Annotated in this window: 2 rRNA genes; both read left to right on the forward strand. The window is 58.0% G+C overall.

From position 1 onward, the window contains the following. Positions 1-46: 46 nt before the first annotated feature. Positions 47-3,176: ribosomal RNA gene (locus tag BTM25_RS28990) — 23S ribosomal RNA — on the forward strand. Positions 3,177-3,340: 164 nt separating this feature from the next. After that, positions 3,341-3,457: ribosomal RNA gene (rrf, locus tag BTM25_RS28995) — 5S ribosomal RNA — on the forward strand. Positions 3,458-3,459: the final 2 nt, after the last annotated feature.

Genomic DNA, 3,459 nt, shown 5'->3' on the forward strand with positions numbered 1-3,459 from the left:
TGTGGTTTTTTGTTCTTCTGTTGCGATTTGTTTGATCGTTTTGTGTGTTCAAGTGTTTAAGGGCATACGGTGGATGCCTTGGCATCAGGAGCCGATGAAGGACGTGGGAGCCTGCGATATGCCTCGGGGAGTCGGCAACCAGACTGTGATCCGGGGATTTCCGAATGGGGAAACCTGGCACCCGTCATGGGGTGTCGCCGCCGGTTGAATGTATAGGCCGGTTGGTGGGAACGCGGGGAAGTGAAACATCTCAGTACCCGCAGGAAGAGAAAACAATAGTGATTCCGTGAGTAGTGGTGAGCGAAAGCGGATGAGCCTAAACCGTGCGCGTGTGATAGCCGGCAGGTGTTGCGTGTGCGGGGTTGTGGGAGCATCCGGATCTGGCTGCCGCCGGGTCGAGGAGTTATAAACCGCTTGGGTAGTTGAACGGCTTGGGATGGCCGACCGTAGACGGTGAGAGTCCGGTAGACGAAACTCATAGTGGCTTCTGGGTGTTTTCCCGAGTAGCACGGGGCCCGTGAAATCCCGTGTGAATCTGCCACGACCACGTGGTAAGGCTGAATACTTCCTGATGACCGATAGCGGACCAGTACCGTGAGGGAAAGGTGAAAAGTGCCCCGGTGAGGGGTCGTGAAATAGTACCTGAAACCGTGTGCCTACAAGCCGTCAGAGCGTCCCCAACACTTTCGGGTGTTGTTCGTGATGGCGTGCCTTTTGAAGAATGAGCCTGCGAGTTATGGTGTGTGGCGAGGTTAACCGGTGTCGGGTAGCCGTAGCGAAAGCGAGTCTGAATAGGGCGCCGTGGCCATTTCGGTGGTCGGGTAGTCGCATGCTGTAGACCCGAAGCGGGGTGATCTAGCCATGGGCAGGGTGAAGCGCCGGTAAGACGGTGTGGAGGCCCGAACCCACCAGGGTTGAAAACCTGGGGGATGACCTGTGGTTAGGGGTGAAAGGCCAATCAAACTCCGTGATAGCTGGTTCTCCCCGAAATGCATTTAGGTGCAGCGTCGCGTGTTTCTTGCCGGAGGTAGAGCTACTGGATGGCTGATGGGCCTGACCGGGTTACTGACGTCAGCCAAACTCCGAATGCCGGTAAGTGAGAGCGTGGCAGTGAGACTGCGGGGGATAAGCTTCGTAGTCGAGAGGGAAACAGCCCAGATCATCGGTTAAGGCCCCTAAGCGTGTGCTAAGTGGGAAAGGATGTGGAGTTGCTGTGACAACCAGGAGGTTGGCTTAGAAGCAGCCACCCTTGAAAGAGTGCGTAATAGCTCACTGGTCAAGTGATTCCGCGCCGACAATGTAGCGGGGCTCAAGCACACCGCCGAAACCGTGGCACTCCAGCGTTTCGTTGGGGTGGGTAGGGGAGCGTCCTGCAAGCCGGTGAAGCCGTCGGGTGACTGTGCGGTGGAGGTTGCGGGAGTGAGAATGCAGGCATGAGTAGCGCATCACACGTGAGAATCGTGTGCGCCGGATGACCAAGGGTTCCTGGGGCAGGCTGTTCCGCCCAGGGTAAGTCGGGACCTAAGGCGAGGCCGACAGGCGTAGTCGATGGACAACGGGTTGATATTCCCGTACCCGCTGGTATGCGCCAACGCTGAACCCGCTGATGCTAACCGCCCGATCCCGCTTTGAGACCTTCGGGTCTTGGAACCGGGGGAGCGCGGGGCCCGAGGTGGTAGTAGGTGAGTGATGGGGTGACGCAGGAGGGTAGCTCAGCCCAGGCGGTGGTTGTCCTGGGGTAAGCATGTAGCCCGTGCCATAGGCAAATCCGTGGCACATCAGGGTGAGGTGTGATGCCGAGCCGTTTTAGGCGAAGTGAGTGATCCCATGCTGCCGAGAAAAGCCTCTAGCGAGTGTACCGGCGGCCCGTACCCTAAACCGACTCAGGTGGTCAGGTAGAGAATACCAAGGCGATCGGGTGAACTGTGGTCAAGGAACTCGGCAAATTGCCCCCGTAACTTTGGGAGAAGGGGGACCATTCCTGGTGAACACCTGTGCGGTGGGAGCTGGGGGTGGTCGCAGAGGCCAGGGGGAAGCGACTGTTTACTAAAAACACAGGTCCGTGCGAAGTCGTAAGACGCTGTATACGGACTGACGCCTGCCCGGTGCCGGAACGTTAAGAGGACCGGTTAGAGGGACTTGTTCCTTCGAGGCTGAGAATCTAAGCGCCGGTAAACGGCGGTGGTAACTATAACCATCCTAAGGTAGCGAAATTCCTTGTCGGGTAAGTTCCGACCTGCACGAATGGCGTAACGACTTCCCCGCTGTCTCGACCACAGGCCCGGCGAAATTGCAGTACGAGTAAAGATGCTCGTTTCGCGCAGCAGGACGGAAAGACCCCGGGACCTTCACTATAGCTTGGCATTGGCGTTTGGAGCGTCTTGTGTAGGATAGGTGGGAGACTGTGAAGCTGGTACGCCAGTACTGGTGGAGTCGCTGGTGAAATACCACTCTGGTTGTTTTGAGCGTCTAACCCGCGCCCGTGGATCCGGGTGGGGGACAGTGCCTGGTGGGTAGTTTAACTGGGGCGGTTGCCTCCTAAAGGGTAACGGAGGCGCCCAAAGGTTCCCTCAGCCTGGTTGGTCATCAGGTGGTGAGTGCAAGGGCACAAGGGAGCTTGACTGTGAGACGGACGTGTCGAGCAGGTGCGAAAGCAGGGCCTAGTGATCCGGCACCGGCGTGTGGAAGCGGTGTCGCTCAACGGCTAAAAGGTACCCCGGGGATAACAGGCTGATCTTCCCCAAGAGTCCATATCGACGGGATGGTTTGGCACCTCGATGTCGGCTCGTCGCATCCTGGGGCTGGAGTAGGTCCCAAGGGTTGGGCTGTTCGCCCATTAAAGCGGCACGCGAGCTGGGTTTAGAACGTCGCGAGACAGTTCGGTCCCTATCCGCTGCGCGCGTTGGAGAATTGTGGGGGTCTGTCCCTAGTACGAGAGGACCGGGACGGACGAACCTCTGGTGTGCCAGTTGTTCCGCCAGGAGCACGGCTGGTTGGCTACGTTCGGCAGGGATAACCGCTGAAAGCATCTAAGCGGGAAGCCTTCCTCGAGATGAGTTCTCCCACCCCCTTGGGGGTGTAAGGCTCCCAGTAGACGACTGGGTTGATAGGCCGGGGATGGAAGCACCGCAAGGTGTGGAGTCGACCGGTACTAATAGGCCGAGTGGCTTGAGCACACCGAACGATCAAACCAATCGTGGTAGACGGTGTTGTCGGCTGTGTGATGTTCGCGTCCCTGTGCGGTTCCCGAAAAACAAATCGGGCACCGTGTTGATAAATACATATGGTGTGTCGATCGACAAAGCTTCCCACCCCCCTTTGTGGGGGTTGGGGTTGGTCGTTCGGTGGTTTTGGCGAGAGGGAAACACCCGGTTCCATTCCGAACCCGGAAGTTAAGCCTTTCAGCGCCGATGGTACTGCATGGGAGACTGTGTGGGAGAGTAGGACACCGCCGGACTT

The organism is Actinomadura rubteroloni (assembly GCF_002911665.1).
GTDB lineage: Bacteria > Actinomycetota > Actinomycetes > Streptosporangiales > Streptosporangiaceae > Spirillospora > Spirillospora rubteroloni.